General features: G+C 70.3%; 23 protein-coding genes. 20 read left to right on the top strand and 3 right to left on the bottom strand.

Features of this window, described 5'->3' with window-relative positions; translation table 11 throughout:
- Positions 1 to 176: 176 nt before the first annotated feature.
- The gene (locus N5I75_RS05785) at positions 177 to 2393 is read right to left on the bottom strand and encodes an elongation factor G-like protein EF-G2 (RefSeq protein WP_476674997.1); all 2217 of its coding nucleotides are present in this window, start codon (positions 2391 to 2393) and stop codon (positions 177 to 179) included.
- Positions 2394 to 2593: 200 nt separating this feature from the next.
- On the opposite strand from N5I75_RS05785, the gene pgsA reads away from it, so the two are divergent.
- The 15 genes from pgsA to N5I75_RS05710 all read left to right on the top strand — a co-directional run bounded on the left by pgsA (position 2594) and on the right by N5I75_RS05710 (position 18809).
- A complete protein-coding gene (gene pgsA / locus N5I75_RS05780) occupies positions 2594 to 3316 on the top strand; it encodes a phosphatidylinositol phosphate synthase (RefSeq protein WP_476676929.1) in 723 nt (240 codons plus the stop codon).
- Positions 3313 to 4227 carry a phosphatidylinositol mannoside acyltransferase gene (locus N5I75_RS05775; RefSeq protein ID WP_476674995.1) on the top strand — a complete coding sequence of 305 codons (915 nt, stop codon included), beginning with the start codon at positions 3313 to 3315 and terminating at the stop codon, positions 4225 to 4227. Before pgsA ends, N5I75_RS05775 begins: the two co-directional genes overlap by 4 nt.
- The gene (locus tag N5I75_RS05770; protein ID WP_476674994.1) at positions 4224 to 5384 is read left to right on the top strand and encodes a glycosyltransferase family 4 protein; all 1161 of its coding nucleotides are present in this window, start codon (positions 4224 to 4226) and stop codon (positions 5382 to 5384) included. The genes N5I75_RS05775 and N5I75_RS05770 overlap by 4 nt, the downstream gene beginning before the upstream one ends.
- 257 nt (positions 5385 to 5641) lie before the next feature.
- Positions 5642 to 6187 carry a LemA family protein gene (locus tag N5I75_RS05765; RefSeq protein WP_476674992.1) on the top strand — a complete coding sequence of 182 codons (546 nt, stop codon included), beginning with the start codon at positions 5642 to 5644 and terminating at the stop codon, positions 6185 to 6187.
- Positions 6188 to 6285: 98 nt separating this feature from the next.
- Entirely contained in the window at positions 6286 to 7221 is a 936-nt protein-coding gene (gene pdxS / locus N5I75_RS05760) for a pyridoxal 5'-phosphate synthase lyase subunit PdxS (RefSeq protein WP_476674990.1), read from the top strand.
- A gap of 5 nt (positions 7222 to 7226) precedes the next feature.
- A complete protein-coding gene (gene pdxT, locus N5I75_RS05755; protein WP_476674988.1) occupies positions 7227 to 7835 on the top strand; it encodes a pyridoxal 5'-phosphate synthase glutaminase subunit PdxT in 609 nt (202 codons plus the stop codon).
- 47 nt (positions 7836 to 7882) lie between these two features.
- Entirely contained in the window at positions 7883 to 8635 is a 753-nt protein-coding gene (locus N5I75_RS05750; protein ID WP_476674986.1) for a YebC/PmpR family DNA-binding transcriptional regulator, read from the top strand.
- A gap of 124 nt (positions 8636 to 8759) precedes the next feature.
- On the top strand, positions 8760 to 9314 hold the full coding sequence (ruvC, locus tag N5I75_RS05745) for a crossover junction endodeoxyribonuclease RuvC (RefSeq protein ID WP_476674984.1): 555 nt from the start codon (positions 8760 to 8762) through the stop codon (positions 9312 to 9314).
- Positions 9311 to 9922 carry a Holliday junction branch migration protein RuvA gene (gene ruvA, locus N5I75_RS05740; RefSeq protein ID WP_476674982.1) on the top strand — a complete coding sequence of 204 codons (612 nt, stop codon included), beginning with the start codon at positions 9311 to 9313 and terminating at the stop codon, positions 9920 to 9922. The genes ruvC and ruvA overlap by 4 nt, the downstream gene beginning before the upstream one ends.
- A gap of 55 nt (positions 9923 to 9977) precedes the next feature.
- Entirely contained in the window at positions 9978 to 11051 is a 1074-nt protein-coding gene (gene ruvB, locus N5I75_RS05735; RefSeq protein WP_476674980.1) for a Holliday junction branch migration DNA helicase RuvB, read from the top strand.
- 174 nt (positions 11052 to 11225) lie between these two features.
- Entirely contained in the window at positions 11226 to 11723 is a 498-nt protein-coding gene (yajC, locus tag N5I75_RS05730) for a preprotein translocase subunit YajC (protein ID WP_476674978.1), read from the top strand.
- 139 nt (positions 11724 to 11862) lie between these two features.
- Positions 11863 to 13626 carry a protein translocase subunit SecD gene (gene secD / locus N5I75_RS05725; protein WP_476674976.1) on the top strand — a complete coding sequence of 588 codons (1764 nt, stop codon included), beginning with the start codon at positions 11863 to 11865 and terminating at the stop codon, positions 13624 to 13626.
- A gap of 1 nt (position 13627) precedes the next feature.
- Positions 13628 to 14746: a protein translocase subunit SecF gene (secF, locus tag N5I75_RS05720; RefSeq protein ID WP_476674974.1), complete on the top strand. Its 1119-nt coding sequence runs from the start codon at positions 13628 to 13630 to the stop codon at positions 14744 to 14746.
- Between the two features lie 830 nt (positions 14747 to 15576).
- The gene (locus tag N5I75_RS05715) at positions 15577 to 16116 is read left to right on the top strand and encodes an adenine phosphoribosyltransferase (RefSeq protein WP_476674972.1); all 540 of its coding nucleotides are present in this window, start codon (positions 15577 to 15579) and stop codon (positions 16114 to 16116) included.
- Between the two features lie 161 nt (positions 16117 to 16277).
- Positions 16278 to 18809: a RelA/SpoT family protein gene (locus N5I75_RS05710; RefSeq protein ID WP_476674970.1), complete on the top strand. Its 2532-nt coding sequence runs from the start codon at positions 16278 to 16280 to the stop codon at positions 18807 to 18809.
- 145 nt (positions 18810 to 18954) lie between these two features.
- Here the strand turns inward: N5I75_RS05710 and N5I75_RS05705 are convergent, their stop codons facing one another.
- A complete protein-coding gene (locus N5I75_RS05705; protein WP_476674968.1) occupies positions 18955 to 20187 on the bottom strand; it encodes a DUF349 domain-containing protein in 1233 nt (410 codons plus the stop codon).
- A gap of 136 nt (positions 20188 to 20323) precedes the next feature.
- Positions 20324 to 21178, bottom strand: a complete 855-nt coding sequence (locus tag N5I75_RS05700) for a peptidylprolyl isomerase (protein ID WP_476674966.1) — start codon at positions 21176 to 21178, stop codon at positions 20324 to 20326.
- 156 nt (positions 21179 to 21334) lie between these two features.
- Here N5I75_RS05700 and N5I75_RS05695 point away from each other — a divergent pair, with 156 nt between their 5' ends.
- The 5 genes from N5I75_RS05695 to rpsD all read left to right on the top strand — a co-directional run bounded on the left by N5I75_RS05695 (position 21335) and on the right by rpsD (position 26502).
- Complete coding sequence (locus N5I75_RS05695) at positions 21335 to 22045, top strand: MBL fold metallo-hydrolase (protein WP_476674964.1); 711 nt, start codon at positions 21335 to 21337, stop codon at positions 22043 to 22045.
- Positions 22046 to 22059: 14 nt separating this feature from the next.
- Positions 22060 to 23322, top strand: a complete 1263-nt coding sequence (gene hisS, locus N5I75_RS05690) for a histidine--tRNA ligase (RefSeq protein ID WP_476674962.1) — start codon at positions 22060 to 22062, stop codon at positions 23320 to 23322.
- Positions 23323 to 23467: 145 nt separating this feature from the next.
- A complete protein-coding gene (locus N5I75_RS05685; protein ID WP_476674960.1) occupies positions 23468 to 24118 on the top strand; it encodes a vitamin K epoxide reductase family protein in 651 nt (216 codons plus the stop codon).
- Between the two features lie 45 nt (positions 24119 to 24163).
- Complete coding sequence (locus N5I75_RS05680; RefSeq protein ID WP_476674958.1) at positions 24164 to 25522, top strand: replication-associated recombination protein A; 1359 nt, start codon at positions 24164 to 24166, stop codon at positions 25520 to 25522.
- A 365-nt stretch (positions 25523 to 25887) separates the two neighbouring features.
- A complete protein-coding gene (rpsD, locus tag N5I75_RS05675) occupies positions 25888 to 26502 on the top strand; it encodes a 30S ribosomal protein S4 (RefSeq protein ID WP_394435526.1) in 615 nt (204 codons plus the stop codon).
- Positions 26503 to 26505: the final 3 nt, after the last annotated feature.

Here is a 26505-nt window from a genome sequence, read left to right as displayed (position 1 = left end):
GTCTTGGCTGCGGCCATTCCCGACTTCCGCACCCCGCACACCTGTTGATCGGTTGATCGTCCTGATCCACCCGATCGTGGACCAGCGTAACGGCCACCACCGACATCCCCTCTCGGACAGAAGGATGTCGGTGGTTGCAGGGGACGGCAAGGCCGCGTCCGGCGGCGGGGCCGCGCCTACGCGGTGTCCTGCGCCTGTTCGCGGATCCGTTCGCTCAACTGCGGCGGCATCGGCTCGTGGCGGGCGTAGCCGCGGTCGAACCGGGCCGTGCCGTGCGACAACGACCGCAGATCCACCGCGTACCGGCCGATCTCGATCTCGGGCACCTCGGCCCGTACGAGGGTGCGCCCGCCCGGGGCCTGTTCGGTGCCGACGACCCGGCCCCGGCGCCCGGACAGGTCGCTCATCACGGCGCCCACGTAGTCGTCGCCGACCAGCACCTGCACCTCGGCCACCGGCTCCAGGAGATGGATCCTGGCGTCCGCCGCGGCCTCGCGCAGCGCGAGCGCGCCCGCCGTCTGGAACGCCGCGTCGGAGGAGTCCACCGAGTGCGCCTTGCCGTCGAGCAGCGTCACCCGCACGTCGATCAGCGGATATCCGGCCGCGACACCGCGCGCCGCCTGGGCCCGCACGCCCTTCTCCACCGACGGGATGAACTGGCGCGGCACCGCGCCGCCGACGACCTTGTCGACGAACTCGATCCCCGAACCGCCCGGCAGCGGCTCCACCTCGATCTCGCAGATCGCGAACTGGCCGTGCCCGCCCGACTGCTTGACGTGCCGGCCGCGCCCGGCCGACTTCGTCGCGAACGTCTCCCGCAGGGAGACCTTGTGCGCGACCACGTCGACCTGCACCCCGTACCGGCTGCGCAGCCGCTCCAGCGCCACGTCGGCGTGCGCCTCGCCCAGGCACCACAGCACCAACTGGTGCGTGTCCGGGTTCTGTTCCAGGCGCATCGTCGGATCCTCCGCGACGAGCCGCGCGAGGCCCTGGGACAGCTTGTCCTCATCTGCCTTGCTGTGCGCCTGGATCGCGAGCGGCAGCAAGGGGTCCGGCATGTCCCACGGCGCCATCAGGAGCGGGTCGTCCTTCGCCGAGAGGGTGTCACCGGTCTCGGCCCGGCTCAGCTTCGCCACGCACGCGAGGTCGCCCGCTATGCACTGGGTGAGCGTGCGCTGCTGCTTGCCGAAGGGCGCCGACAGCGCGCCGATCCGCTCGTCGGACTCGTGCAGCGGGCGGTCGTCGTGCGCGCGGTCCGTGAGGCCGTGCCCGGACACGTGCACCGTCTCCTCCGGGCGCAGGGTGCCCGAGAAGACCCGTACGAGCGAGACCCGGCCCACGTACGGATCGGAGGCCGTCTTCACGACCTCGGCGACCAGCGGGCCCTCCGGGTCGCAGGCGCCGACCGGGCGGACCTTGCCGCCGCGCGACGTCACCGCGGGCGCCTCGCGCTCCAGGGGTGAGGGGAAACCGCCCGTGATCAGCTCCAGGAGCTCCACGGTGCCGATGCCCTGCCGCGCGCCCTCGGGCGCCGGGGCCGCCGCGAGGACCGGGTGGAAGACACCGCGCGCCACCGCCCGCTCCAGATCCTCCACCAGCGTCTTGAAGTCGATGTCCTCGCCGCCGAGATAGCGGTCCATGAGGGTCTCGTCCTCGCTCTCCGCGATGATCCCCTCGATGAGCCGGTTGCGCGCCTCCTCCAGCGCGGGCAGCTGGTCCTCGCCCGGCTCGGACTCCTTGCGTTCGCCCGACGCGTAGTCGTGCACGCGCTGCGACAGGAGGCCGACCAGACCCGTCACGGGCGCGTGCCCGTCCGCGCCCTGCGCGCCGTGCAGCGGCAGATACAGGGGGAGTACGGCGTCGGGGTCGTCGCCGCCGAACACGCGCGCGCACGTGCGCGTCATCTCCTCGAAGTTCGAGCGCGCCGCCTCCAGGTGCGTCACCACGATGGCCCGGGGCATGCCGACCGCCGCGCACTCCTCCCACACCATGCGCGTCGCGCCCGCCATCGTCTCCGGGCTCTCCGCCGCCGAGACGACGAAGAGGGCCGCGTCCGCGGCGCGCAGACCGGCCCTCAACTCCCCGACGAAGTCCGCGTAGCCGGGGGTGTCGAGGAGATTTATCTTGTAGCCGCCCCACTCGACCGGGACGAGGGAGAGCTGGACCGAGCGCTGCTGGCGGTGCTCGATCTCGTCGTAGTCGGAGACGCTCGTGCCGTCCTCGACCCGGCCCGCCCTGTTCACCGCCCCCGCAGTCAGCGCGAGGGCCTCCACCAGAGTCGTCTTGCCCGATCCGCTGTGGCCGACCAGCACCACATTCCGTACGGAGGCGGGATGGTCGGCCGTCGCCGCCCTGCCGGCGGCTCCGGGATGTCCGTTCGCCTTGTCGCCCATGCGCAGCCTCCCGGTTGCACGGTGAGGTGGTACCTGTGGGACGTACACAGCGGACACGCGAACCCGCGTGCGGAGGCGGCTTCGGCGACGCCCGCGGTGCCATCGAGCTTTCCACTCCGGTCACTGTGCGTCCATACGTCGTACGCGATCGCACGCGCGCGTGGTGGCCCGGCGGTCGTTCCCGCGCGCGCGTGGCTACGATGGGCCAGCCGGTGGCCAGAGGGGCCACCCTGGCACCGACCCTCGGGAAGGCCATGCTGAACAAGTACGCGCGTGCATTCTTCACGCGTGTCCTCACACCGTTCGCCGCGTTTCTCATCCGTCGCGGGGTCAGCCCCGACGCGGTGACGCTCGTCGGCACCGCCGGCGTCATGGCGGGAGCGCTGGTCTTCTACCCGCGCGGAGAATTCTTCTGGGGCACGGTCGTCATCACGCTGTTCGTCTTCTCGGACCTCGTCGACGGCAACATGGCGCGCCAGCTCGGCCGCTCCAGCCGCTGGGGCGCCTTCCTCGACTCCACGCTCGACCGCGTCGCCGACAGCGCCATCTTCGGCGGCATGGCCCTCTGGTACGCGGGGTCGGGCGACGACAACGTCCTGTGCGCCGTCGCCATCTTCTGCCTCGCCAGCGGCCAGGTCGTCTCCTACACCAAGGCGCGCGGTGAGGCGATCGGGCTGCCCGTCGCCGTCAACGGCCTCGTGGAGCGCGCCGAACGGCTCGTCATCTCGCTCGTCGCCGCGGGCTTCGCCGGGCTGCACAAGTTCGGCGTGCCCGGCATTCAGTACCTGCTGCCCGTCGCCCTGTGGATCGTCGCCGTCGGCAGCCTCGTGACGCTGATCCAGCGTGTGGTGACCGTCCGGCGTGAGTCCGCTGAGGCCGACGCGGCCGCCGCTGCCGCCGCCCGGGAGGAGACCGCCTCGTGAGCGGCGGCCAGGAGCGGGTCACCGACGCGCTGTACGGGCTCGGCTGGGCCGGGGTGAAGAAGCTGCCCGAGCCGGTCGCGCGGCGGCTCGGGCGCGCCATCGCCGACCAGGTCTGGAAACGGCGCGGCAAGGGCGTGCTGCGTCTTGAGGCCAACCTCGCGCGCGTGGTGCCCGACGCCACGCCGCAGCGGCTCGCCGAGCTGTCCAAGGCCGGTATGCGGTCCTACCTGCGGTACTGGATGGAGTCCTTTCGGCTGCCCGCCTGGAGCCGGGAGCGCATCACGGACGGGTTCACTCCTCAGGATGTGCACTATCTGACCGAGGGGCTGGCGGTGGGGAAGGGTGTTGTCCTCGCTCTGCCTCATATGGGCAACTACGATCTCGCCGGTGCCTGGGTGACCACCAAGCTGGACACGCCGTTCACGACCGTCGCCGAGCGGCTGAAGCCCGAGACCCTCTACGACCGGTTCGTCGCCTATCGCGAAGGGCTCGGCATGGAGGTGCTTCCCCATACCGGGGGCTCCGCCTTCGGCACCCTCGCGCGGCGGCTGCGCGCGGGGGGCCTCGTGTGCCTTGTCGCCGACCGTGATCTGTCCTCGTCCGGCGTCGAGGTCAAGTTCTTCGGCGAGACCACGCGGATGCCCGCCGGGCCCGCCATGCTCGCCCAGCAGACGGGCGCGTTGCTCCTGCCCGTCACCCTCTGGTACGACTCGTCGTCCGTCATGAGGGGCCGCGTCCATCCGCCCGTCGACGTGCCGGAGACAGGTACGCGGGCCGAGAAGACGTCCGTCATGACACAGGCGCTGGCCGATGCCTTCGCCACGGGGATCGCGGACCATCCGGAGGACTGGCACATGCTGCAACGTCTGTGGCTCGCTGACCTGGAAAACTTCGAGGAGCGGTCCGCGTGAGGATCGGAATCGTCTGCCCGTACTCGTGGGACGTGCCGGGCGGCGTCCAGTTCCACATCCGCGATCTGGCGGAGCACCTCATCGCCCTCGGGCACGAGGTCTCCGTCCTCGCCCCCGCGGACGACGAGACCCCGCTGCCGCCGTACGTCGTGTCGGCGGGGCGCGCGGTTCCTGTGCCCTACAACGGCTCTGTCGCACGGCTGAACTTCGGCTTTTTGAGCGCCGCGCGCGTACGTCGCTGGCTGCATGACGGGACCTTTGACGTCATCCATATCCACGAGCCGGCGTCGCCGTCGCTCGGGCTTCTGACGTGCTGGGCGGCGCAGGGGCCCATCGTGGCCACCTTCCATACGTCCAACCCCCGGTCGCGGGCCATGATCGCCGCTTATCCGATTCTGCAGCCCGCGCTCGAGAAGATCAGTGCGCGGATCGCTGTCAGTGAGTATGCGCGGCGTACCCTCGTCGAACATCTGGGCGGCGATGCGGTGGTCATCCCGAACGGGGTCGATGTCGACTTCTTCGCCCGGGCCGAGCCAAAGGCCGAGTGGCAGGGCCAGACCATCGGGTTCATCGGGCGGATCGACGAGCCTCGCAAGGGGCTGCCGGTGCTGATGAAGGCGCTGCCCAAGATTCTTGCTGAGCGGCCTGAGGCTCGGTTGCTCGTTGCCGGGCGTGGTGATGAAGAAGAGGCCGTTGCCTCGCTTCCCGAGGACATGCGCCGCCGTGTGGAGTTTCTTGGCATGGTCAGTGATGTCGACAAGGCTCGGCTTCTGCGGAGCGTCGATGTCTATGTCGCTCCCAATACCGGGGGCGAGAGCTTCGGGATCATTCTCGTCGAGGCGATGTCCGCCGGGGCTCCTGTGCTTGCGTCCGATCTTGATGCCTTCGCTCAGGTACTGGATCAGGGGGCGGCCGGGGAGCTTTTTGCCAACGAGGACGCCGATGCCCTTGCCGGGGCTGCTCTGCGTCTTCTTGCTGATCCCGGGCGCCGTGCCGAACTCCGCGAACGTGGGAGCAAGCATGTTCGGCGCTTCGACTGGTCGACCGTGGGAGCGGACATCCTGTCCGTCTACGAGACGGTGACGCACGGGGCGGCTGCTGTGGCCGCCGATGAGCGGACCGGGTTGCGGGCGCGGTTCGGGCTCGCCCGGGACTGAGCGGCTTTCCGCGCTGCGCCTTGTGTTCCGTTCCGCGTTGCGCCTTGTGTCCGTCGTGGGGCGGGGCCGTGCCGGTGTACCTCCTCGGCCGGATTGGTGTCCTGGTCTTCTGTCCGCCATAGGCGCGGCATCCTGTGCTTCGTTCCTGCGGAGTCCTGCGGGGGCACACCGACACGGCCCCTTCCGTTGTCGTGCGTGTGGCGGTCCGGTGGTCCGTTCTGCGGGCGTGGTCGTTCTGGGCGGTAATCTTGCCGCCCGTGACCGCCACCCTTGTTTGGATCGCCGTCGGCCTTTTCGCGATCGGGCTCTACCTCAGCTGGACCGCGGGGCGGCTCGATCGGCTGCATGCCCGGATCGACGCGGCGCGGGCCGCCCTCGACGCCCAGTTGCTGCGGCGGGCCTCCGTCGCTCAGGAGCTGGCCACCTCCGGTGTGCTCGATCCAGCCGCCTCCATCGTGCTCTACGAGGCCGCGCACGCCGCGCGGCAAGCCGAGGAGGAGCAGCGGGAGGTCGCCGAGAGCGAGTTGAGCCAGGCGCTCCGGGCTGTGTTCGGGGAAGTCGATCAGGTCGAGGCCGTGCGGGAGGCTCCGGGGGGTGAGGCCGCCGCCGAGGAGCTTGCGCAGGCTGTGCGGCGGGTGCCGATGGCCCGGCGTTTTCACAATGACGCCGTGCGGGCGGCGCGCGCTCTGCGCCGGCACCGCAAGGTCCGCTGGTTCCGGCTTGCGGGGCATGCTCCGTTTCCGCTCGCCTTCGAGATGGACGATGAGCCGCCGGCCGCACTTGCCGATCGCGCCACCGCTTGAAATCACAGGCGAAAAGAGCCACCGGCTGTTCATTGGCTCTTGTAGTGGACTGGTGCGCGTTGGTTTCCTCGGTGGCGCAGCAACGCCTTCGTCATCGAATGAGGTCTTCCGTGTCCACCAGCATTCCGCAGCCCGCCGTCTCCTCCGACGCCCCTGCCACCGGCACCGCCCGCGTCAAGCGCGGCATGGCCGAGCAGCTCAAGGGCGGCGTCATCATGGACGTGGTCAACGCCGAGCAGGCGAAGATCGCCGAGGACGCGGGAGCCGTCGCGGTCATGGCCCTGGAGCGGGTCCCCGCCGACATCCGCAAGGACGGCGGCGTCGCCCGGATGTCCGACCCGAACATGATCGAGGAGATCATCGGCGCCGTCTCCATCCCGGTCATGGCCAAGTCCCGGATCGGGCACTTCGTCGAGGCCCAGGTGCTTCAGTCGCTTGGTGTCGACTACATCGACGAGTCCGAGGTTCTCACCCCGGCCGATGAGGTCAATCACAGTGACAAGTTCGCCTTCACGACGCCTTTTGTGTGTGGTGCGACCAATCTGGGTGAGGCTCTGCGGCGTATCGCCGAAGGTGCCGCCATGATCCGGTCCAAGGGCGAGGCCGGTACCGGCAATGTCGTGGAGGCCGTCCGTCACCTGCGGCAGATCAAGAACGAGATCGCCCGTCTGCGCGGCTTCGACAACAACGAGCTGTACGCCGCCGCCAAGGACCTGCGCGCCCCGTACGAGCTGGTCAAGGAGGTCTCCGAGCTCGGCAGGCTGCCCGTGGTGCTGTTCTCCGCCGGTGGTGTCGCCACCCCTGCCGATGCCGCGCTCATGCGTCAGCTCGGTGCCGAGGGTGTCTTCGTCGGCTCCGGCATCTTCAAGTCGGGCGACCCGGCCAAGCGCGCCGCCGCCATCGTGAAGGCCACCACCTTCTACGACGACCCCAAGATCATCGCGGATGCTTCCCGGAATCTCGGTGAGGCCATGGTCGGCATCAACTGCGACACCCTCCCCGAGGCCGAGCGTTACGCGAACCGGGGCTGGTAGGACTCGTGAGTGACATGCCCGTAATCGGCGTTCTGGCTCTTCAGGGCGATGTGCAGGAGCATCTTGTCGCTCTGGCCACCGCCGATGCCGTCGCCAGACCGGTGCGGCGGCCCGAGGAACTGGCCGAGGTCGATGGTCTCGTCGTGCCGGGGGGTGAGTCGACCACCATCTCCAAGCTCGCCGAGCTGTTCGGCCTCATGGAGCCGCTTCGCGCGCGCGTGCGTGCCGGTATGCCCGTCTACGGCACCTGCGCGGGAATGATCATGCTTGCCGACAAGATCCTCGACCCTCGCTCGGGCCAGGAGACCATCGGCGGCATCGACATGATCGTGCGGCGTAACGCCTTCGGGCGACAGAACGAGTCCTTCGAGGCCGCCGTCGATGTACGGGGTGTGGCGGACGGGCCCGTGGAGGGCGTCTTCATCCGCGCCCCCTGGGTCGAGTCCGTGGGCGCCGCCGTGGAGGTGCTTGCCGAACACGAGGGGCACATCGTCGCCGTGCGGCAGGGCAACGCGCTCGCGACGTCCTTCCATCCCGAGCTGACGGGCGACCATCGTCTGCACGGGCTCTTCGTCGAGATGGTGCGGGCGAAGGACGCTTCGGGTTCCTTGTAGGATCGCTGCGTTCGTACTGAGGTTGGTTACGCGAAGGAGACAGGCAGATGTCCGGCCACTCTAAATGGGCTACGACGAAGCACAAGAAGGCCGTGATCGACGCCAAGCGCGGCAAGCTCTTCGCGAAGATGATCAAGAACATCGAGGTCGCGGCCCGCACGGGCGGCGCCGACCCGTCCGGTAACCCGACCCTCTTCGACGCCATCCAGAAGGCCAAGAAGAGCTCGGTGCCGAACAAGAACATCGACTCCGCGGTCAAGCGCGGAGCCGGTCTCGAGGCCGGTGGCGCCGACTACGAGACGATCATGTACGAGGGCTACGGTCCCAACGGTGTCGCGGTGCTCATCGAGTGCCTCACCGACAACCGCAACCGCGCCGCGTCCGACGTCCGCGTCGCCATGACGCGCAACGGCGGCAACATGGCCGACCCGGGCTCCGTGTCGTACCTGTTCAACCGCAAGGGCGTCGTGGTCGTCCCCAAGGGCGAGCTGACCGAGGACGACGTCCTGGGCGCCGTGCTCGACGCGGGCGCCGAGGAGGTCAACGACCTGGGCGAGTCCTTCGAGGTGCTCTCCGAGGCCACCGACCTGGTCGCGGTCCGCACGGCCCTCCAGGACGCCGGCATCGACTACGACTCGGCCGACGCCAACTTCGTCCCGACCATGCAGGTCGAGCTGGACGAGGACGGCGCCCGCAAGATCTTCAAGCTGATCGACGCGCTGGAGGACAGCGACGACGTGCAGAACGTCTTCGCCAACTTCGACGTCTCCGACGAGGTCATGGAGAAGGTCGACGCCTGAGTCGCTTCGAGCGGCCTGAACGGCAGTGGCGGCGGGCCGACGGGACACACACCCCGTCGGCCCGCCGCTTTGTCAGTGGCACCCGATAGCCTGCACGAACAGGCGAGTGGAGTGGGGGCTGGGCGTGCGCGTGCTGGGCGTGGACCCGGGGTTGACCCGGTGCGGTGTCGGTGTGGTCGAAGGGGTCGCGGGGCGGCCCCTGACGATGCGCGGCGTCGGCGTCGTGCGGACGCCGGCCGACGCCGAGCTGGGCCTTCGTCTCGTCGCCATCGAGCGCGGCATCGAGCAGTGGATCGAGGAGCACGACCCCGAACTCCTCGCCGTGGAGCGGGTGTTCAGCCAGCACAATGTGCGGACCGTCATGGGCACCGCCCAGGCCAGCGCCGTCGCCATGCTGTGTGCCGCACGCCGCGGCATCCCTGTCGCCCTGCACACGCCCAGCGAGGTCAAGGCAGCCGTCACCGGCAGCGGACGCGCCGACAAAGCGCAGGTCGGTGCCATGGTGACCCGGCTGCTGAGACTGGACGCGCCGCCCAAGCCCGCCGACGCCGCCGACGCGCTCGCCCTCGCCATCTGCCACATCTGGCGCGCCCCCGCGCAGAACAGACTCCAGCAAGCCGTCGCCCTGCACGCTGCTCACGCATCCGAAGTAACAAAGCTGAAAGGCCGTACCGCATGATCGCCTTCGTCAGCGGGCCCGTCGCCGCCCTCGCCCCCGACACCGCGGTGGTCGAGGTCGGCGGTGTCGGCATGGCCGTCCAGTGCACGCCGAACACGCTGTCCACGCTCCGCGTCGGCCAGCAGGCCAAGCTCGCCACCTCCCTCGTCGTACGGGAGGACTCGCTCACCCTGTACGGCTTCGCGGACGACGACGAGCGGCAGACGTTCGAGCTGCTCCAGACCGCCAGCGGCGTCGGCCCGCGCCTCGCCCAGGCCATGCTCGCCGTGCACAGCCCCGACGCCCTGCGCCGCGCCGTCTCCACCGGCGACGAGAAGGCGCTCACCGCCGTCCCCGGCATCGGCAAGAAGGGCGCCCAGAAGCTGCTTCTCGAGCTGAAGGACCGGCTCGGCGAGCCTGTCGGACCCGGCGGGCCCGCCATCGGCACCGCCGTCACCAGCGGCTGGCGCGATCAGCTGCACGCCGCTCTCATCGGGCTCGGATACGCGACCCGCGAAGCCGATGAGGCGGTTGCCGCTGTCACCCCGCAGGCCGAGGCGTCCGAGACCACGCCGCAGGTGGGACAGCTCCTCAAGGCGGCCCTGCAGACCCTGAACCGCACCCGCTGACCCGCCGACTCCCCACCGCCCGACCGACTCCGACCCGCAACGCGAGGCACACGTAATGAACTGGGACGACCCGACCGACGCGGCGCCGGACCCCGAGCGTCTGGTGGGCTCCGCCGCCGACCGCGAGGACCAGGCCGTCGAAGCGGCCCTGCGCCCCAAGGACCTCGGTGAGTTCATCGGGCAGGAGAAGGTCAGGGTCCAGCTCGACCTGGTGCTGCGCGCCGCACGCGCGCGGGGCGCCACCGCCGACCACGTCCTGCTCTCCGGCGCCCCCGGCCTCGGCAAGACCACCCTCTCCATGATCATCGCCGCGGAGATGGGCGCCCCGATCCGCATCACCTCGGGCCCCGCCATCCAGCACGCGGGCGACCTCGCCGCGATCCTCTCCTCCCTCCAGGAGGGCGAGGTCCTCTTCCTCGACGAGATCCACCGCATGTCGCGGCCCGCCGAGGAGATGCTCTACATGGCGATGGAGGACTTCCGCGTCGATGTGATCGTGGGGAAAGGGCCCGGCGCCACCGCCATCCCGCTCGAACTGCCGCCCTTCACGCTCGTCGGCGCCACCACGCGCGCGGGGCTGCTTCCGCCCCCGCTGCGCGACCGGTTCGGCTTCACCGCGCACATGGAGTTCTACGAGCCCGCCGAGCTGGAGCGCGTGATCCACCGCTCCGCGACCCTGCTCGACCTGGAGATCGACGCCGAGGGCGCCGCCGAGATCGCCGGTCGCTCCCGCGGCACCCCGCGCATCGCCAACCGCCTCCTGCGCCGCGTCCGCGACTACGCGCAGGTCAAGGCCGACGGCCACATCACCCGGGACATCGCCGGTGCCGCGCTCGCCGTCTACGAGGTGGACGGCCGCGGGCTCGACCGCCTCGACCGTGCCGTCCTGGAGGCGCTGCTCAAGCTGTTCGGCGGCGGACCCGTGGGCCTGTCGACGCTCTCGGTCGCGGTGGGGGAGGAGCGCGAGACGGTGGAAGAGGTGGCCGAGCCCTTCCTCGTACGGGAGGGGTTGCTGGCGCGTACGCCGCGGGGCCGTGTCGCCACCCCCGCCGCCTGGGCCCACCTGGGCCTCACCCCGCCCCAGGAGCGAGCGGGCGCTTCCGGACAACAGGACCTCTTCGGGGCGTGACCGAAGGCGAGACGGCGCGCGTACTCGCCGGGGCTGGAACCCCGGTGCCATGCTGAGCGTTGTTCCCACCGTGCGGACTCGCTTAGACTCCGCCGACAGTCGCCTTCTCGGCGACGGCACCCCCAAACCCAACAAGGCCGCTTCCCTTGCGGTCGCTGAAGGAAGTTCCCACCCGTGAGTCTCGTGACCCTCCTCCCGTTCATCGTGCTCATCGGGGCCATGTTCCTGATGACCCGCTCCGCCAAGAAGAAGCAGCAGGCGGCCGCGACGATGCGCAATGACATGCAGCCCGGTTCCGGCGTCCGCACGATCGGGGGCATGTACGCCACGGTCAAGGAGGTCAACGAGGACACGGTCCTCCTGGACGCCGGCCCCGGCGTGCACCTCATGTTCGCGAAGAACGCGATCGGCGCGGTGCTCTCCGACGACGAGTACAACCGCATCGTCCACGGTGCGGAAGCCACCGAGGACGACGAGCTGACCGACCCCGCCGTCGTCCCCGACGACGCGTCCTCCCTCACCGGGACCGACGAGCCCGCCGCCGCTGACGACTCGCGCATCGACCTCGGCAAGAAGGACGCGGCCGACACGGCCGGCGAGCCCGCCGCCGAGGCCGACAAGGCCGCCGACGCCGAGCCGAAGAAGACCGACGGCGAGTCCGACGCGAAGTAGTCACGGCCGGGACCGCGGGGCGACCGCTTGCGTCGCCGCGGTCCCGCCCCGTGCGTGACCCGCGTGGATTCTCGACCATTTCATGGCCGCTCGAGCACGAATCCCCGATGCAGAGCGGATGGAGAGGGAGTACGAGAAGGTGGCCACACCTACAAAGAGCCGAGGGTCAGGGACCCAGAGCAGGCCGGGGCGTGCTCTGAGCCTGATCGTGATCATCATGGTGGCGCTCGTCGGGGGCATGTTCCTCGCCGGTGAGTTCACGCCGCGCCTCGGTATCGACCTCGCGGGCGGCACCAGCATCACGCTGGAGGCCAAGAACGAGCCGGGCCAGCCCAACGCGATCAACAAGACCAACATGGACACCGCGGCGGACATCATCAACCGCCGCGTCAACGGCATGGGTGTCTCCGAGGCCGAGGTCCAGACGCAGGGCAACAACAACATCATCGTCAACATCCCCCGGGGCACGAACCAGAAGCAGGCGCGTGAGCAGGTCGGTACGACCGCTCAGCTCTACTTCCGCCCCGTGCTGACGGTGGCCGCGGGCGCCAAGACCGGCGACCCCACCGCGAGCCCGTCCCCGAGCGCCTCGTCCGGCGACAAGGCGACCGACAAGGCGACCGACAAGGCGACGGAGAAGGGCGACGACAAGGCGTCCTCGTCCGCCACGCCGACCCCGACCGCCACCTCGCAGGGCCGCGCCGTCACCGACGCCCTGAAGGCCGACGACGACAAGGCCTCGCCGACGCCGTCCGCCAGCACCTCCGCCTCCGCCGACCCGGCGACCACCGCGCTGCAGAAGAAGTTCACGGACCTCGACTGCACCGACAAGGCCGCCCGGACGAAGGTCAACGAGGGCGCCAAGCCGGCCGACACCATCGTCGCCTGCGGCAAGGACTCGGCCGGGCAGTGGGAGAAGTACATCCTCGGCCCGTCCGAGGTGAACGGCAAGGACGTCAAGAAGGCCCAGGCCGTCATCAACCAGCAGTCCGGCGCGTGGGTCGTCAACATGGACTTCACGGGCGGTGGCTCGAAGAAGTTCGCGGCGACGACCAGCAAGCTCAAGGACCAGCAGTCGCCGATGAACCAGTTCGCCATCGTGCTCGACGGCGACGTGGTCTCCGCCCCCAGCGTCAGCTCGACGCTGAGCGCCAACGCCGAGATCTCCGGCAGCTTCACCCAGGAGTCCGCCCAGGACCTGGCGAACGTGCTGTCGTACGGCGCCCTGCCGCTCACCTTCCACGAGCAGAGCGTCACCACGGTGACCGCCGCGCTCGGCGGTGAGCAGCTGCACGCCGGTCTGATCGCGGGCGCCATCGGCCTCGCCCTGGTCGTCATCTACCTGGTGGTCTACTACCGGGGCCTGTCGGTCATCGCCCTCGCCTCGCTGGTCGCCTCCGGCATCCTCACGTACACGCTGATGACGCTCCTCGGCCCGGCCATCGGCTTCGCGCTGAACCTCCCGGCCGTCTGCGGTGCCATCGTGGCCATCGGTATCACCGCGGACTCGTTCATCGTGTTCTTCGAACGCATCCGGGACGAGGTCCGCGAGGGCCGCTCCGTGCGGCCCGCCGTCGAGCGCGCCTGGCCGCGTGCCCGGCGCACCATCCTGGTCTCCGACTTCGTGTCGTTCCTCGCGGCCGCGGTGCTCTACATCGTGACCGTCGGCAAGGTGCAGGGCTTCGCGTTCACGCTCGGCCTGACCACCCTGCTCGACGTGGTCGTCGTCTTCCTCTTCACGAAGCCGCTGATGACGCTCCTGGCCCGCAGGAAGTTCTTCTCCAGCGGCCACAAGTGGTCGGGTCTCGACCCGAAGCGGCTCGGCGCCCAGCCGCCGCTGCGCCGGCGCTCGACCCGCCGCACCGCCCCCGCCGCCGGCTCCAGCGACCCGAAGGAGGCGTGAGATGTCGAAGCTCGGCAATCTCGGCGCCAGGCTCTACCGCGGTGAGGTCGGCTACGACTTCATCGCCAAGCGCAAGATCTGGTACGGCGTCTCGATCCTGATCACCATCACGGCGATCGTCGGCCTCGCGGTGCGCGGCCTGAACATGGGCATCGACTTCGAGGGCGGCGCCGTCTTCACGACGCCCAAGACCAGCGTCTCGGCCGCGAAGGCGGAGGAGTACGCGGAGAACGCCTCGGGCCACGACGCGATCGTGCAGGAGCTCGGCACGGGCGGCCTGCGCATCCAGATCGCGGGCATCGACACGGGCAAGTCGGACGACATCGCCGCCGACCTGTCCAAGGACCTCGGCATCGCCCAGGACAAGATCAACGCCGATCTGGTCGGCCCCAGCTGGGGTGACACGATCGCCAACAAGGCCTGGCAAGGTCTGGCGATCTTCATGGTCCTCGTCGTGATCTATCTGGCGATCGCCTTCGAGTGGCGCATGGCGCTCGCCGCGCTCGTCGCCCTGATCCACGACATCACCATCACCGTCGGGATCTACGCCCTCGTGGGCTTCGAGGTCACGCCGGGCACGGTGATCGGTCTGCTCACGATCCTCGGTTACTCGCTCTACGACACGGTCGTCGTCTTCGACTCCCTCAAGGAGCAGACGAAGGGCATCGAGAAGCAGACCCGCTGGACCTACAGCGACATCGCCAACCGGTCGATCAACAGCACCCTGGTGCGCTCGATCAACACCACGGTCGTGGCGCTGCTGCCCGTCGCCGGTCTGCTGTTCATCGGTGGCGGCTTCCTCGGCGCCGGCATGCTGAACGACATCTCCCTGTCGCTCTTCGTGGGTCTGGCCGCCGGTGCGTACTCGTCGATCTTCATCGCCACTCCGCTGGTCGCCGACCTCAAGGAGCGCGAGCCGAAGATGAAGGCGCTCAAGAAGCGGGTGCTCGCCAAGCGGGCCTCCACCGCGGCGCAGGCGGAGACCGCCGCCGCCGTCGTCGGCCACCAGGCGGACGAGCCGGAGCACGAGCCGGAGGACGCCGCCCCCGCGGGCGCCGGCCCCCGCAACCAGCCGGCCCGCAACCGCGGCCGCGGCCGCCCGTCGGGCAAGCGCCGCTGAGCCTGCGGCGGCAGTACGTGACAGGGGCGCCCGGAGCCGTGAAGGCTCCGGGCGCCCCTGCCGTTGCCGGGCGGCGGGGCAGGGGGTTCGCCGGGCCCGGCCCGGCTGCCGCCTCGGCCCAGAGGCCCGTGAGGGCCGTCCGGGGGGCGCGGCTGCCTTTGCGGTGGCCGTACGTCCACACGAACGCCGTGTCGCGCGGTGCCGCCGGGGCCTGCCGGGGGCGGTGCGACGTGCGCGCGGGGGCGTCGGCGCCGGCGCTGCCACCTGGCCGTGCGGCCTGCACGCGCCGGGCCCGGCGTGCCCGTCGGCTCTTGTGCCCGGACGCGGACGAGGCGCGGGGCTCGCCGTGCTGTCCTGGCGCGTTCGTCTCGGGCCGGGCCTTGCCGTGCTGTCCTGGCGCGTTCGTCTAAGGCCGGGCCTTGCCGTGCCGCCCGGTGCGCGTTCGCTTCGGGCCGGGGCTTGCCGTAATCACGGTGTGCGTTCGATGTGGGCCAGGGCTTACCGTGCCGCCCGGTGTGCCTTCGCCCTGGGCCGGGGCTCGACGTGCCGCCTGATGCGCCTTCGCCTCGCTCCGGGGCGCGTTCGCGTTGGGCCAGGGCTTGCCGTGCCGCCCCGTGTGCCTTCGCCCGGGCCAGGGCTTCACGTGCTGCCTCCCGCGCCCCGGTCTCAGCCCAGGGCCGCAGGATGTGCCGGTGGCCCGGGGCGCGGCGGTGCCCCCGCAGGGGTGCTCGGACCCGTCGCAGCCCTGGCTCCCCGGATGCGTCGCAGACACCGGCGGCTGCTAAGGTTTCGTCCGCCAAAAGTCCATCCCACGTGCCTGAGGTGCAGAAATGACCGACATCAAGGACCTGCTCCTCAGCCGTATCCGGGACGTTCCCGACTACCCGGAGCCGGGCGTGATGTTCAAGGACATCACCCCGCTCCTCGCCGATCCCGAGGCATTCACCGCCCTCACCGACGCGCTGGCCGAGCGGTGCGTGCGCCACGGCGCCACCAAGGTCGTCGGCCTGGAGGCGCGCGGCTTCATCCTGGGCGCCCCCGTCGCCGTCCGCGCGGGCCTCGGGTTCATCCCCGTACGCAAAGCGGGCAAGCTGCCCGGAGCGACCCTCGCGCAGTCCTACGACCTGGAGTACGGGTCCGCGGAGATCGAGGTGCACGCCGAGGACCTGGCCGCCGGTGACCGCGTCATGGTCATCGACGACGTGCTGGCCACCGGCGGCACCGCCGAGGCCGCCCTGCACCTGATCCGCCGGGCCGGCGCCCAGGTCGCGGGCGTCGCGGTCCTCATGGAGCTGGGCTTCCTCCCCGGCCGCGCGCGCGTGGAGCCCGCGCTCGACGGCGCCCCGCTGGACGCCCTGCTCACCGTGTAGGCACGGACACAAGGGGCGGGCCCGGCGGAATCCGGCGCCCGCCTCTTGCGTTTCCCCAGTACACAGGCGTCCCCTCGGCCGAATACGTGTCAAGGCCGCCGGATCGATACCATGGACGTTCCGGGACCTGCACGGGGACCCGTCGCGCACGAGGAGCGCCGTTGCCAGACGAGGCCAAGCCACTCACCGCCGCCAAGCCCGACCAGCACGCCGATCCGGCCGCGGCGTCCTCCGGCGCGCCCGCGAAGAACGGCCAGAACGGGCAGAGCCCCGCGCAGCCCGCGGGCTCCGCGAACGGCAAGGCGGCCGAGCAGCCACGTTCCAGGCCCTCCGCCGAGCACACGCGTGCCACCCCGCCGCCCGCGATCCGCTCCGCCGCGAACCAGCCGGCCGCCCGCTCCGGCTCCTCCAACCGCGTCCGGGCCCGCCTCGCCCGTCTCGGCGTGCAGCGCTCGAACCCGTACAACCCGGTCCTCGAACCCTTGCTGCGGATTGTGCGCGGCAACGACCCGAAGATCGAGACGTCGACGCTGCGCCAGATCGAGCGCGCCTACCAGGTCGCCGAGCGCTGGCACCGCGGGCAGAAGCGCAAGAGCGGCGACCCGTACATCACGCACCCGCTCGCCGTGACGACGATCCTGGCCGAGCTGGGCATGGACCCGGCGACCCTCATGGCGGGGCTGCTGCACGACACCGTCGAGGACACCGAGTACGGCCTGGACACCCTCAAGCGGGACTTCGGCGACCAGGTCGCCCTCCTCGTCGACGGCGTGACCAAGCTGGACAAGGTCAAGTTCGGCGAGGCCGCGCAGGCCGAGACCGTGCGCAAGATGGTCGTCGCCATGGCCAAGGACCCGCGCGTCCTGGTCATCAAGCTCGCCGACCGCCTGCACAACATGCGCACCATGCGCTACCTCAAGCGCGAGAAGCAGGAGAAGAAGGCGCGCGAGACCCTGGAAATCTACGCGCCGCTCGCCCACCGCCTGGGCATGAACACCATCAAGTGGGAGCTGGAGGACCTCGCCTTCGCGATCCTCTACCCCAAGATGTACGACGAGATCGTGCGGCTCGTGGCCGAGCGCGCCCCCAAGCGCGACGAGTACCTGGCCATAGTGACCGACGAGGTGCAGAGCGACCTGCGCGCGGCCCGCATCAAGGCCACCGTCACCGGCCGCCCGAAGCACTACTACAGCGTCTACCAGAAGATGATCGTCCGCGGCCGTGACTTCGCGGAGATCTACGACCTGGTGGGAATTCGGGTCCTTGTCGACACGGTCCGCGACTGCTACGCGGCACTGGGCACCGTCCACGCCCGCTGGAACCCGGTTCCGGGGCGGTTCAAGGACTACATCGCGATGCCCAAGTTCAACATGTACCAGTCGCTGCACACGACGGTCATCGGCCCGAACGGCAAGCCCGTCGAGCTGCAGATCCGTACGTTCGACATGCACCGCCGCGCCGAGTACGGCATCGCCGCGCACTGGAAGTACAAGCAGGAGGCCGTCGCCGGCGCCTCCAAGGTGCGCAGCGACGCGCCCCGCACCACCGGCAAGGACGACCACCTCAACGACATGGCGTGGCTGCGCCAGCTGCTCGACTGGCAGAAGGAGACCGAGGACCCGGGAGAGTTCCTGGAGTCCCTGCGCTTCGACCTGTCGCGCAACGAGGTGTTCGTGTTCACACCGAAGGGCGACGTCATAGCGCTCCCGGCGGGCGCGACCCCGGTCGACTTCTCGTACGCGGTCCACACCGAGGTCGGCCACCGCACCATAGGGGCGCGGGTCAACGGCCGCCTCGTACCGCTCGAATCGACCCTCGACAACGGCGACCTGGTGGAGGTCTTCACCTCCAAGGCGGCGGGCGCGGGCCCGTCCCGCGACTGGCTGGGCTTCGTCAAGTCGCCCCGCGCGCGCAACAAGATCCGCGCCTGGTTCTCCAAGGAGCGCCGCGACGAGGCGATCGAGCAGGGCAAGGACGCCATCGCGCGCGCGATGCGCAAGCAGAACCTGCCGATCCAGCGCATCCTGACCGGTGACTCCCTGGTCACGCTCGCGCACGAGATGCGCTACCCCGACATCTCGTCGCTCTACGCGGCCATCGGCGAGGGGCACGTCACGGCCCAGTCCGTCGTGCAGAAGCTCGTCCAGGCGCTCGGCGGTGAGGAAGCGGCCAACGAGGACATCGCCGAGAGCGCACCGCCGTCACGCGGCCGCTCCAAGCGCCGCTCGAACGCCGATCCGGGCGTCGTGGTCAAGGGCGTCGACGACGTCTGGGTCAAGCTGGCACGCTGCTGCACGCCGGTTCCGGGCGACCCGATCATCGGCTTCGTCACGCGCGGCAGCGGTGTCTCGGTCCACCGCAGCGACTGCGTCAACGTGGACTCGCTCTCCCGTGAGCCCGAGCGCATCCTCGACGTCGAATGGGCACCCACCCAGTCCTCCGTCTTCCTGGTCGCCATCCAGGTGGAGGCCCTGGACCGCTCGCGCCTCCTGTCGGACGTCACCCGCGTCCTCTCGGACCAGCACGTCAACATCCTGTCGGCGGCGGTCCAGACGTCCCGCGACCGGGTGGCCACGTCCCGCTTCACCTTCGAGATGGGCGACCCGAAACACCTGGGCCACGTCCTGAAGGCGGTCAGGGGAGTGGAGGGCGTCTACGACGTCTACCGAGTCACATCGGCGCGGAGGCCGTAAACGCCCCGCCAGGGGCGCGGGGAACTGCGCGAGAAGCCACGACGAGCGTCAGACGCGTGACGAGCGGAACAAGGCAGACGCCAAGGCGTAAAAGAGCGGGCCGGGGCTTTCAGAAGCCCCGGCCCGCTCTCGTACGGCTACAACCTCAGCCCCCGAACTCGTGCAACCCCTTCAGCGCCGAGTCCAGCAGCGCCTGCCGCCCATCAAGCTCACGCTGCAACTTGTCCGCCTTGGCGTTGTTGCCCTGCGCACGAGCCTGCTCGATCTGGCCCGTCAGCTTGTCGACGGCCGCCTGAAGCTGACCTGTGAGGCCCGCGGCACGCGCCCGCGCCTCCGGGTTCGTCCGGCGCCACTCCGCCTCCTCCGACTCCTGGAGGGCCCGCTCCACGGCGTGCATCCGCCCCTCGACCTTCGGCCGGGCGTCACGCGGTACGTGGCCGATGGCCTCCCAGCGCTCGTTGATCGAGCGGAAGGCGGCGCGGGCCGACTTCAGATCGCCGACCGGCAGGAGCTTCTCCGCCTCGGCGGCCAGCTCCTCCTTGAGCTTGAGGTTCTCGCCCTGCTCGGCGTCCCGCTCGGCGAAGACCGCGCTGCGCGCCGCGAAGAACACGTCCTGGGCGCCGCGGAAGCGGTTCCACAGGTCGTCCTCGTGCTCGCGCTGGGCCCGGCCCGCCGCCTTCCAGTCCGTCATCAGCTCGCGGTACCGGGCCGCCGTGGCGCCCCAGTCCTGCGAGTTCGACAGCGCCTCGGCCTCGGCGACGAGCTGCTCCTTGGCCTTGCGGGCCTCCTCGCGCTGCGCGTCGAGCGACGCGAAGTGCGCCTTGCGGCGCTTGGAGAACGCCGAGCGCGCGTGCGAGAAGCGGTGCCACAGTTCGTCGTCCGACTTGCGGTCGAGGCGCGGCAGGCCCTTCCAGATGTCCACCAGGGCGCGCAGCCGCTCACCGGCGGCCCGCCACTGCTCGGACTGGGCCAACTGCTCGGCCTCGGCGACCAGTTCCTCCTTGGCGTGCCGCGCCTCGTCGGACTGCTTGGCCTTCTGGACCTTGCGCTCCTCGCGGCGCGACTCGACCGTCTCGACCAGCTTGTCGAGGCGCTTGCCCAGCGCCTCCAGGTCCCCGATCGCGTGCGCGTCCGTGACCTGCTCGCGCAGGTGCTCGATCGCGGTCGTGGCGTCCTTCGCCGACAGGTCGGTCGTCTGCACCCGGCGCTCGAGGAGCCCGATCTCGACGACCAGGCCGTCGTACTTGCGCTTGAAGTAGGCCAGCGCCTCGTCAGGAGAGCCTGCCTGCCACGAGCCGACGACTCGCTCACTGCCGTCGGCCGAACGCACGTACACGGTCCCCGTCTCGTCGACGCGGCCCCACGGGTCGCTGCTCACAGCGCCTCCTCCACATGATGCCTGCGGAGGTCTCTCGGGCCCCCGGGCATCGTCCACAGTTTCGTCCCCGCCAACATAGGCGACCGGCGGGGCGGCTGTCCGCATCCCGCGCGACCGAAGTTTGGCAGCTGGCAGGTCAGGACTTGGTCACGGTCCCCTTGTCGATCACCACGGTCGCGTTCGGCGCGGTGTTGCCGGTCGTCTGGTCGGCCGGCTGCGCACCCGCCTTCGCGATCTTGTCCAGGACCTTCATCCCGGAGTCGGAGATCGTGCCGAACGGGGTGTACGTGGCAGGGAGCTTGCTGTCCTTGTAGACGAGGAAGAACTGGCTGCCGCCGGTGTGCTTCTGCCCGGTGTTCGCCATCGCGACGGTGCCCGCGGGGAACGTGTAGAGCTGCGTGCCCTGGGACTTCTCCGCCTTCTTCAGCGAGGCGTCCTTCAGGTTCTCGTCCGGGATCGTGTACCCGGGGCCGCCCTGGCCGGTGCCGGTCGGGTCGCCGCACTGCAGGACGTAGATGCCCTCGGTGGTCAGGCGGTGGCACTTGGTGTGGTCGAAGAAGCCCTTCTCCGCCAGGTAGTTGAACGAGTTCACCGTGTGCGGGGCGGCCGACGCCTTCAGGTCGATGCCGATGTCGCCGCAGGTCGTCGCGAGCTTCATCGCGTACGTCGCCGACTTGTCGATGGACATCGCCGGCTCCTTCTTCCAGGTCGCCGTCTTCGCCTTGCCCTCGGCCGGCTTCTCGCACGGGTCCGGGGCCTTCGACGCCGACGGGCTCGCGCTCGGCGCGGCGTCCGTGGTCGTCTTCTTGTCGTCGCTCTTGAAGGCGCCGGCGGCGTACGCGCCACCCGTGCCGAGGACGACCACCGCGAGGACCGCGGCGATCACGGTGTTGCGGGTGCGCGCCTTGCGCCGCGCGGTCTCGCGCCGCTGCTGCTGGCGCAGGAACTTCTCCCGGGCGAGCTGGCGCTGCCGCTGATCCTTGCTGACCACCGGGTGTCTCCTCGTACGTCTAGTGACCTTGTTGTGTGCGGGCCGGGCCGTCGGTTGGTGCCCCGTACCGTATATGGGTTCGCTGTGGAATCGGCAGCGCCGGTAGGCTCTGATCTGCCGCATTCCGTGGTTTCCGACGACATACGAAGGACGATCGTGCTGATTGCCGGGTTCCCCGCCGGGGCCTGGGGCACCAACTGTTACCTGGTCGCCCCCGCCGCGGGAGAGGAGTGCGTGATCATCGACCCGGGCCACCAGGCGGCCCAGGGCGTCGAGGAAGCGCTCAAGAAGCACCGGCTCAAGCCGGTCGCGGTGGTCCTCACCCACGGCCACATCGACCACGTCGCCTCGGTCGTCCCGGTCTGCGGGGCGCACGACGTCCCCGCGTGGATCCACCCCGCCGACCGCTACATGATGAGCGACCCGGAGGCGGGCATCGGCCGCTCCATCGGCATGCCGCTGATGGGCGAGCTGACCGTGGGGGAGCCCGACGACGTGCGGGAGCTGACCGACGGCGCCGCGCTGAAGCTCGCCGGGCTCGAGTTCACCGTCGCGCACGCGCCCGGCCATACCAAGGGGTCGGTGGCGTTCAGGATGCCCGAGTCCCCGGAGATCCCTCCGGTGTTCTTCTCGGGCGACCTGCTCTTCGCCGGCTCCGTCGGACGCACCGACCTGCCCGGTGGCTCCATGGACGACATGCTCGAATCGCTGGCCCGCGTGTGCCTGCCGCTCGACGACTCGACCGTGGTCCTCTCCGGGCACGGCTCCCAGACCACCATCGGCCAGGAGCGCGCCACCAACCCGTATCTGCGGCAGGTGGCCGCCGGCCAGGGACCCTCGACCGAGGCTCCCCGACGAGGAATGTGACGAGAAGACCTCCCGTGAGCACCTTTCAGGCCCCCAAGGGCACGTACGACCTGATCCCGCCGGACTCCGCGAAGTACCTCGCGGTGCGCGAGGCGATCTCCGGGCCGCTGCGCAACTCCGGCTACGGCTACATCGAGACGCCCGGCTTCGAGAACGTCGAGCTGTTCGCGCGCGGCGTCGGCGAGTCCACCGACATCGTCACCAAGGAGATGTACGCCTTCGAGACCAAGGGCGGCGACAAGCTCGCCCTGCGCCCCGAGGGCACCGCGTCCGTGCTGCGCGCGGCCCTGGAGGCCAACCTGCACAAGGCGGGCAACCTCCCGGTCAAGCTCTGGTACTCGGGCTCGTACTACCGCTACGAGCGCCCGCAGAAGGGCCGCTACCGCCACTTCTCGCAGGTCGGCGCCGAGGCGATCGGCGCGGAGGACCCGGCGCTCGACGCCGAGCTGATCATCCTGGCCGACCAGGCGTACCGCTCGCTCGGCCTGCGGAACTTCCGCATCCTGCTGAACTCGCTCGGCGACAAGGAGTGCCGACCCGTCTACCGGGCCGCACTGCAGGACTTCCTGCGCGGCCTCGACCTCGACGAGGAGACGCTGCGCCGCGCCGAGATCAACCCGCTGCGCGTCCTCGACGACAAGCGGCCCGACGTGCAGAAGCAGCTCGTGGGCGCGCCCTCGCTGCGCGACTACCTGTGCGACGCGTGCAATGCCTACCACGAGCAGGTGCGCGAGCTGCTGCTCGCCGAGGGCGTCGCCTTCGAGGACGACGAGAAGCTCGTCCGCGGCCTGGACTACTACACGCGTACGACGTTCGAGTTCGTCCACGACGGGCTCGGCTCGCAGTCCGCGGTGGGCGGCGGCGGCCGCTACGACGGGCTCTCCGAGATGATCGGCGGCCCCTCGCTGCCGTCCGTCGGCTGGGCCCTCGGCGTCGACCGCACCGTCCTCGCCCTGGAGGCGGAGGGCATCGAGCTGGAGCTGCCCGCCACCACCAGCGTCTTCGCGGTGCCGCTCGGCGACGAGGCGCGCCGCGTGCTCTTCACCAAGGTGACCGAGCTGCGCAAGGCAGGCGTCTCGGCGGACTTCTCGTTCGGCGGCAAGGGGCTCAAGGGCGCCATGAAGAACGCCAACCGCTCGGGCGCCCGCTACACGATCGTCGCCGGTGAGCGGGATCTCACCGAGGGCGTCGTCCAGCTCAAGGACATGGAGTCCGGCGAGCAGAGCGCGGTCGCGGTCGACGAGATCGTGGCCGTCCTCAAGGGCAGGCTCGGCTGAGACGGGTCCTGACAGCGGGGTCCGAGGCACGCGCCTCGGGTCCCGCCCCCGTAGCGGTGCTTATGCCGATCGAACGGTGAACAGCGGCCCCCGTACGGCACAATGACCCTGCCCGAGGCCCACCCCTCACCTACGGATCGGCGTGATGAGCAAGACGACCAGGACCGCCACAGCAAGCGACAGCGTCTCCCACGACAGCGGCGCCGTGGCCGCCCCGCGCTCGGTCGGCGGCAGCCGCGCCCTCGCGCTGCTCCTGGTGATCACCGGGGCGGCGGGCGTGCTCGCCGCGTGGGTCATCACGCTCGACAAGTTCAAGCTGCTCGAGGACCCGAACTTCACGCCGGGCTGCTCCATCAACCCGGTCATCTCCTGCGGCTCCATCATGAAGAGCGACCAGGCGTCGGTCTTCGGCTTCCCGAACCCGATGCTCGGCCTGGTCACCTACGGCATCGTCATCTGCGTCGGCGTGAGCCTGCTCGCCGGGGCCCGCTTCCCGCGCTGGTACTGGCTGACCTTCAACGCGGGCTGCCTCTTCGGCGTCGGCTTCGTCACCTGGCTGCAGTTCCAGTCCCTGTACCGGATCAACGCGCTGTGCCTGTGGTGCTCCCTCGCCTGGGTCGCCACGATCCTGATGTTCTGGTACGTGACGTCGTTCAACATCCGCAACGACTTCCTGCCGGCCCCGCGCTGGCTCAAGTCGTTCTTCACGGACTTCACCTGGGCGCTGCCCGTCGTGCACATCGGCATCATCGCCGTCCTGATCTTCACGCGCTGGGGCGACAAGCTCTGGGCCTGACGGCTGCTCGCCGCGTTGTCAGTGCGGTGACATAGGGTTTTCGTCGTGGAGCCCGACCTGTTCACCGCCGCAGCCGAAGACCGCCAGGAGAAGGACCCGTCCGCGAGCCCCCTGGCCGTCCGGATGCGCCCGCGCACCCTCGACGAGGTCGTCGGCCAGCAGCACCTGCTCAAGCAGGGCTCGCCACTGCGCCGCCTGGTCGGCGAGAGCGGCTCGGGCCCGGCCGGGGTGTCGTCGGTGATCCTGTGGGGCCCGCCCGGCACCGGCAAGACGACCCTCGCCTACGTGGTCTCCAAGGCCACCAACAAACGGTTCGTGGAGCTGTCCGCGATCACCGCGGGCGTCAAGGAGGTCCGCGCCGTCATCGAGGGCGCCCGGCGCGCGATGGGCGGCCACGGCAAGGAGACCGTCCTCTTCCTCGACGAGATCCACCGCTTCAGCAAGGCCCAGCAGGACTCCCTGCTCCCCGCCGTGGAGAACCGCTGGGTGACCCTGATCGCGGCGACGACGGAGAACCCGTACTTCTCGGTGATCTCCCCGCTCCTGTCCCGCTCCCTCCTGCTCACCCTGGAACCGCTCACCGACGACGACCTGCGCGGCCTGCTCGCCCGCGCGCTCGCCGACGAGCGCGGCCTCGGCGAGGCCCTGGAGCTCGACGAGGACGCCGAGGAACACCTGCTGCGGGTCGCGGGCGGGGACGCGCGCCGCGCGCTGACCGCCCTGGAGGCGGCGGCCGGAGCGGCCCTCGACAAGGGGGAGACGTCGATCACCCTGGAGAGCGTCGAGGAGACGGTCAACCGCGCGGCGGTGAAGTACGACCGCGACGGCGACCAGCACTACGACGTGGCGAGCGCCCTGATCAAGTCGATCCGCGGCTCGGACGTGGACGCGGCCCTGCACTACCTGGCCCGCATGATCGAGGCGGGCGAGGACCCGCGCTTCATCGCCCGCCGCCTCATGATCTCCGCCAGCGAGGACATCGGCCTCGCCGACCCGACGGCGCTGCCCACGGCCGTGGCCGCCGCCCAGGCCGTCGCCATGATCGGCTTCCCCGAGGCCGCGCTCACCTTGAGCCACGCCACCATCGCCCTCGCCCTGGCCCCGAAGTCCAACGCGGCGACGACCGCGATCGGCGCCGCCATGGAGGACGTGCGCAAGGGGCTCGCGGGACCGGTCCCGCCGCACCTGCGCGACGGCCACTACAAGGGCGCCGCCAAGCTCGGCCACGCGCAGGGCTACGTGTACCCGCACGACGTGCCCGGCGGCATCGCGGCCCAGCAGTACGCCCCGGACGCCATCGCCGGCCGGCGCTACTACGAGCCCACGCGGTACGGCGCGGAGGCCCGGTACGCGGACGTGGTGGAGCGGGTCAGGGAGCGGCTGCGCGGCGAATCGGGCGCCTGACCGACCGCCGGTGATCCGCCCCGGCCGCGTCCGGTAGACTCGTCCGAAGTGCTGCGTCCCGCGCCCGGTGTCCCGAAAGGGAGACCGGCACCACCAGAGCGGGGCATCCAGCCGGGTCCCCCACACCGTCAGGCAAGGGGATCCAGGAGCGTCGCGCACCTCGAAGGTGTCGCGGGCAGCCCACCACCCCCCGGTTCCGGGAACAGGTCGGTGGGCCACTCGCGTGCTGCACGTACGTGCCCAGCCCCGGGAGCGGCTGCCCAGCCCGTCCTTGTGACGCGGAAGGGTTTCCCGGACTGCGGATGCGACCTCCCCGAACCCTGGTGAAGCCGTATTCGCATCGAAAAACATGAGGTGTTTGGTTCATGACGAACCAGTCCCGCCCCAAGGTCAAGAAGTCGCGTGCCCTCGGCATCGCGCTGACCCCGAAGGCCGTCAAGTACTTCGAGGCCCGCCCCTACCCGCCGGGCGAGCACGGCCGCGGCCGCAAGCAGAACTCGGACTACAAGGTCCGTCTGCTCGAGAAGCAGCGTCTGCGCGCGCAGTACGACATCAGCGAGAAGCAGATGGCCCGCGCCTACGACCGCGCCAAGAAGGCCGAGGGCAAGACCGGCGAGGCCCTGGTCATCGAGCTGGAGCGTCGTCTGGACGCCCTGGTTCTGCGTTCGGGCATCGCCCGCACGATCTACCAGGCCCGTCAGATGGTCGTCCACGGCCACATCGAGGTCAACGGCGGCAAGGTCGACAAGCCGTCGTTCCGCGTCCGTCCCGACGACGTCGTGATGGTCCGCGAGCGCAGCCGCGAGAAGCCGCTGTTCCAGGTCGCGCGTGAGGGTGGCTTCGCCGCCGACGGCGAGACCCCGCGTTACCTCCAGGTCAACCTGAAGGCCCTGGCCTTCCGCCTGGACCGTGACCCGAACCGCAAGGAGATCCCCGTGATCTGCGACGAGCAGCTCGTCGTCGAGTACTACGCCCGCTGACCG

The sequence above is a fragment of the Streptomyces sp. R818 genome, assembly GCF_056172735.1.
The sequence above is the reverse complement of the archived record's forward strand: the minus strand, read 5'-3'. Positions and strand labels throughout refer to the sequence as shown.

Excerpts from the sequence above, each read along its gene's own strand:
- N5I75_RS05785 (WP_476674997.1), bottom strand. The coding sequence starts at position 2,393 with ATGGGCGACAAGGCGAACGGACATCCCGGAGCCGCCGGCAGGGCGGCG.
- pgsA (WP_476676929.1), top strand. The coding sequence starts at position 2,594 with ATGGGCCAGCCGGTGGCCAGAGGGGCCACCCTGGCACCGACCCTCGGG.
- pdxS (WP_476674990.1), top strand. The coding sequence starts at position 6,286 with ATGAGGTCTTCCGTGTCCACCAGCATTCCGCAGCCCGCCGTCTCCTCC.
- N5I75_RS05750 (WP_476674986.1), top strand. The coding sequence starts at position 7,883 with ATGTCCGGCCACTCTAAATGGGCTACGACGAAGCACAAGAAGGCCGTG.
- ruvA (WP_476674982.1), top strand. The coding sequence starts at position 9,311 with ATGATCGCCTTCGTCAGCGGGCCCGTCGCCGCCCTCGCCCCCGACACC.
- ruvB (WP_476674980.1), top strand. The coding sequence starts at position 9,978 with ATGAACTGGGACGACCCGACCGACGCGGCGCCGGACCCCGAGCGTCTG.
- secF (WP_476674974.1), top strand. The coding sequence starts at position 13,628 with ATGTCGAAGCTCGGCAATCTCGGCGCCAGGCTCTACCGCGGTGAGGTC.
- N5I75_RS05715 (WP_476674972.1), top strand. The coding sequence starts at position 15,577 with ATGACCGACATCAAGGACCTGCTCCTCAGCCGTATCCGGGACGTTCCC.
- N5I75_RS05685 (WP_476674960.1), top strand. The coding sequence starts at position 23,468 with ATGAGCAAGACGACCAGGACCGCCACAGCAAGCGACAGCGTCTCCCAC.
- rpsD (WP_394435526.1), top strand. The coding sequence starts at position 25,888 with ATGACGAACCAGTCCCGCCCCAAGGTCAAGAAGTCGCGTGCCCTCGGC.